Below are 3,423 nucleotides of genomic sequence, written 5' to 3' on the forward strand. Positions count from 1 at the left end.
TAAAAAGCTTGTCATCAAAAAAAAGTTTTGCTCTAAATGTTTTTTGCTGAAATTCTCCACACGGTTCATCAGATTCTTGCCTACGAGCTTCTCAATTACGGTTCTACCAAATTTCCTGGAAAGGGTGAAGCAAGAACAACAAGCGAGCAGATCTGCTATGAAAATAACCAATAAGCCTTGTTGGAATCCAAAGAAATAACCAGAGAGAACTGAGCAGTATGTGCCAGGAAGTATTGGGATTATTATACTTATTGACCGTAGGGCAAAAATAATGCTTATTGCCCATAGCCCTATCGATTCAATGCGCCCATCGATACCTTTTAGCCAACTTCCTATCGTTGACACATCTAGAAATTGAGCGATATAAATCATTAGGGCTACCATGAGAATGCTGATTATTAAATAAGACCATTTCGTTCGATTGAGATGTATTCTGATCACTTTCTGCTGGATTTAACTAACTAAATATAGCATTCAAATGCCTCCGACTCTATCCGTATTAAACAAGCTTCTGCTTAGGTAATGGATAATAGGAATACAATACAATTACAATCAAAGCCCCTCAGAACAGCGCTAGTGCACTTCCAGGACATCATCACGACCCTGAATTCCTTTTGGGCTGATCAGGGCTGTGTGCTGTTGCAGCCTTATGACACCGAAAAGGGTGCCGGCACGATGAGTCCCCATACAGTTCTGCGCGCTATTGGACCAGAGCCCTGGGCTGTGGCTTATCCAGAGCCCTGTCGTCGCCCCACCGATGGTCGCTACGGCGACAACCCCAATCGCGCTCAACACTATTTTCAATATCAGGTATTGATCAAGCCCTCTCCAGTGGGTATTCAGGAGACCTACCTTGCATCGCTTGAAGCTTTAGGAGTTTGTACGGCGGAGCATGATATTCGCTTTGTAGAAGACAACTGGGAATCACCCACTCTTGGAGCCTGGGGGGTTGGTTGGGAAGTGTGGCTTGATGGTATGGAGGTTACACAGTTCACTTATTTTCAGCAATGTGGTGGTATTGATTGCAGCCCTGTGCCGATTGAGATCACCTATGGCATTGAAAGACTGGCAATGTATTTACAGAATGTTGAGAATATTTGGGATCTCAGCTGGAATAACAAACGAAGCTATGGCGATATATGGCTTTCTCTAGAAAAGGGTCAGTGCGACTTTAACTTTGAATCATCCGATCCAAGTCGCCTCAAGCAGTTGTTCGATCTTTATGAAGCGGAAGCGTCAGACCTGATCGCCAAGCAGCTTCCAGCACCGGCTCTTGATTTCGTTCTTAAATGCAGCCATACTTTCAATCTCCTGGAGGCTCGTGGCGTGATTTCGGTTACGGAGAGAACAGCCACGATTGGCAGGATTCGCAGTTTGGCTCGCGGGGTGGCAGAGGCTTGGTTAACAGAAAGGGAGGCAATGGGATTCCCATTGCTTAATAACAAGGCACTTGCTTTAGACCAGCCATTGCAATCTTAAATAGCTCAATTTTAAATGGCTCAATAATTTCAAGGGCCTGATTCTAAGCACCTGGCTTTGCCTGTATCAAAAGATACTTAGAGCTGTTAATTGTGTTCGTTGTGAACACGCATCTTTTTACTAACCTTTGCTTGCCCATGTTTTGGGCTTTTTGTGTGAGGAACCAAATGAAACTCTTCCAGCAATTGCTGGTGGCACCTGCTGCCTTGGGCCTAATGGCCCCTATGGCTGCTAATGCCGCAGACCTAGACATCAAAGGTGTGTCCGATTATTCGGCCTCCAGCGAGCAGGTCACCAGCATCTCCCAATTCCAAGATGTTTACCCAACCGACTGGGCTTATCAGGCTCTTAGCAACCTGATTGAGCGCTACGGCTGTGTAGCTGGCTATCCAAGCGGTAGCTACCTGGGCAACAGAGCAATGACCCGCTTTGAAGCGGCTGCTCTATTGAATGCCTGCCTCGATCGCATCACAGAAGTCACCGACGAACTGCGTCGCTTGCTGAAGGAATTCGAGCAGGAGCTCGCCATCCTCAAGGGCCGTGTTGATGGCCTAGAAGCCCGCGTTGGTGAACTCGAAGCCACTCAGTTCTCCACCACCACCAAGCTTGTTGGTAAGACCCATATGGTTCTTGGCGGAACCAGCTATACAGGCGATGATACCGATGAACTGACGGATGATGGGGACTATCTAGGAACTGATGCACTTACTTTCAACTACACTTTGCAGTTGAATCTAAACACCAGTTTCACGGGTAAGGATCTTCTCTATACTCGTCTGAAGTCAGGTAACTTTGAAAATAGTGCATTTGGTGGCAAGGGTTATGTGAAGCCTGCCTACTTGAGTGTTGCCAATAACAATGGGGATGTCCTGAAGGTTGACAAGCTCTGGTATACCTTCCCGATTGGGGACAGCTTCACTGCTTGGGTTGGTGCCAAGATTGAAAACTACTACATGCTCGGCAGTGCTCCATCTGTTTATCAGCCAATCTTGAAGGCCTTCAAGTTGGGTGGTAACTATGGTGTTTACGGTGCAAGTACAGGGCAAGGCTTAGGTTTGGCCTGGAAGTCGCAAGTCGACGACCCAATGGATGCCAGGTTTGGCATTAGTGCCAACTATGTGGCCAAAGAAGGCGAAAATGGTGATCCTTCTGATGGTGGTGTAGGCAACGGTAATTCCAAAGGTAAGTTTCTCGCCAAGGTCGATTACGGCAATCCTCAGTGGCAAGTTTCTGCGGCTTATGCCTACACCCAACAAGGCATGACTCAAGGCTTTGGTACGTCAGATGGTGGTGCCAGCGTCTATAGCAAGTGCAGAGGCACAAGTTCTTGTGGTGCTGATTCCAATGGAGTCGCGTTTAGAGCTTTTTGGCAGCCTGATGAGCCAGGCTTTGTTCCTTCCTTCAGTGTTGGTTACGACTACACGAATTACAACCTGCCAGATGAAGCCTCAGATGGCACACGTAGCGAAAGCATGGCTTGGTTCGCAGGCATGATGTGGAAGGATGCCTTCATTGAGGGCAATACCCTTGGTGCTGCAGTTTCTGAGCTTCAGTGGGTGACCGCTATGAAGGGTGATGACACTCCTGATGACGGCAACATGGCGTTCGAGCTGTGGTACAAGTTCCAGGTCACAGACAACATCTCTGTGACACCAGCTGTTTTCTATCTGAGCCGTCCGTTCGGACAGGAAACAGGTTCAGATGTAGAGCATGGTGGTGCCGGTGCTGATACTTTCGGTACCTTCGGTGGCTTAGTGCTAACAACATTCAAGTTCTGATCTGAGCGAGGGAGGGCATTCTCTCCCCTGGTTCGTCAAACAACCATCAAGGCGCCCCTCAAGCGGGCGCCTTTTTTTGTCTTTAGAAGTTATTCAAAAACTGAAGAGAGCAATGCAAAACACTTCATCACGCAAACAAGCTCTTGTTCTTTTATCAATCAATCCA

At 47.5% G+C, this 3,423-nt stretch carries 3 protein-coding genes; 2 read left to right on the top strand and 1 reads right to left on the bottom strand.

The window, feature by feature from the left end; genetic code table 11:
* A partial coding sequence (locus PMIT1303_RS00405; RefSeq protein WP_197459713.1) for a VTT domain-containing protein occupies nucleotides 1-384 on the bottom strand: 384 nt, incomplete at its 3' end.
* A 192-nt stretch (nucleotides 385-576) separates the two neighbouring features.
* Here PMIT1303_RS00405 and glyQ point away from each other — a divergent pair.
* Both glyQ and PMIT1303_RS00415 read left to right on the top strand, forming a co-directional pair.
* Nucleotides 577-1,479, top strand: a complete 903-nt coding sequence (gene glyQ / locus PMIT1303_RS00410; RefSeq protein ID WP_063397070.1) for a glycine--tRNA ligase subunit alpha — start codon at nucleotides 577-579, stop codon at nucleotides 1,477-1,479.
* A 167-nt stretch (nucleotides 1,480-1,646) separates the two neighbouring features.
* The gene (locus PMIT1303_RS00415) at nucleotides 1,647-3,257 is read left to right on the top strand and encodes an iron uptake porin (RefSeq protein ID WP_063397071.1); all 1,611 of its coding nucleotides are present in this window, start codon (nucleotides 1,647-1,649) and stop codon (nucleotides 3,255-3,257) included.
* The last annotated feature ends 166 nt before the right edge of the window (nucleotides 3,258-3,423 follow it).

Source organism: Prochlorococcus sp. MIT 1303 (assembly GCF_001631965.1).
GTDB classification, from domain to species: domain Bacteria; phylum Cyanobacteriota; class Cyanobacteriia; order PCC-6307; family Cyanobiaceae; genus Prochlorococcus; species Prochlorococcus marinus_D.